This is a genomic window from Cupriavidus sp. 05L411, assembly GCF_056398045.1.
On sequence record NZ_JBFTOQ010000118.1, the window covers coordinates 1 to 1,460 of the forward strand.

Here is a 1,460-nt window from a genome sequence, read left to right on the forward strand (position 1 = left end):
TTGGAACCACCCCTTCCCCTTCCCATCCCGAACAGGACCGTGAAACGACTCCACGCCGATGATAGTGCGGATACCCGTGTGAAAGTAGGTAATCGCCAGGCTCTCCCTTGAAACCCCCCAGTACGAAAGTACTGGGGGGTTTTGCTTTTATGGCTAAGACTTTGCGGCTGCGATTTACGGCTGCGGATTCAGAAGAGCTTCAGAACGGTTTCTTCACCGCCACATCGCCCTGGCCGACAAACAGCTTCATCGTCAGGCGCTGCGCCAGATTGCCGTAGGGCGGATAGAACAGCCCGATGGGAAAGAACCGGTGCCGTTTGAACACGGTGCGTGCATGCGAGAGTTCGCGAAACCCTTCTTCGCCGTGATAGTTGCCCATGCCTGAGTTTCCCACGCCACCAAAGGGTGCGTCGTGGTTGACTACGTGCCAGGCCCAGTCGTTGATGGTGACGCCGCCAGAATGCGTGCGCGCAAGCAGCTTCTTGCGCTCGGCCGCATCGTGGCTGAAGCAGTACAGGGCGAGCGGACGCGAGCGTTGCTGCACCATGGCGATGGCCTGCTCGTGCGTGTCGTACGGCAGGACTGGCAGGATGGGGCCAAAGATCTCCTCGCGCATCAGCAGCATGTCGGGCGTGCAGTTCGTCACGACGTGCAATGGCAAGCGGCGGCCGGGGCCGACCTCGCCGCAGGCCACCACCGTCGCGCCCTTGGCGCGCGCGTCGTCCAGCATGGCCTGGATGCGTGCAGCGTGGCGATCGGTGGCCAGCGCCGTGTAATCGGGGTTGTGCCCGGTCCGCTCGCCGAACAGTTCGCCAAAACCTTCGATCACCGCCTTGACGAATTCGTCCACGCGTTCGCGCGGCACCAGCGCGTAATCGGGCGCCACGCAAACCTGCCCGCAGTTGATGCCCTTGCCATGCGCGATGCGCCGGGCGGCCTCGCCAACGGGATAGTCGCGCAACACGATGGCGGGCGACTTGCCGCCAAGCTCGAGCGTGACCGGCGTGAGATTACGCGCCGCCTGGCCCATGACGACACGGCCTACCGCCGGCGAGCCGGTGAAAACGAGATGATTGAAGGGCAGGTCACTAAAGACGCCAGGGTTTTGCAACTCGCCGCCGATCAATGCAACGTGATCTTCGGCGAAGATCTCGCCAAGCATGGCCTTGAGCGTGGCGTTGGTGGCTGGCGTTGTCTCTGGCATCTTGATCATGACGCGGTTGCCGGCGGCCAGTGCGGCCACTAGCGGGCCCAGTGACAGATAGACCGGGAAATTCCAGGTCGCGATGACACCGACGACGCCCTTGGGCTGGTAGGTGTCAACGCCGATTTAAAAGTGACCCACTTTCCCAAGATTCGCCGAAGTAAAACTGACCCACCTGGGTCCTGTCAGCCGGCCGTCTTCGCGGTAGTCCGACTGTTCGTTTGCCCTGCCCGGCGCTTGTCCTTCAGCCGATAGC

1 protein-coding gene is annotated in these 1,460 nt (G+C 62.3%); it reads right to left on the reverse strand.

Features of this window, described 5'->3' with window-relative positions:
- Positions 1-199 precede the first annotated feature (199 nt).
- Positions 200-1,330 carry an aldehyde dehydrogenase family protein gene (locus AC1DQR_RS40170; protein WP_477135131.1) on the reverse strand — a complete coding sequence of 377 codons (1,131 nt, stop codon included), beginning with the start codon at positions 1,328-1,330 and terminating at the stop codon, positions 200-202.
- Between the last annotated feature and the right edge of the window lie 130 nt (positions 1,331-1,460).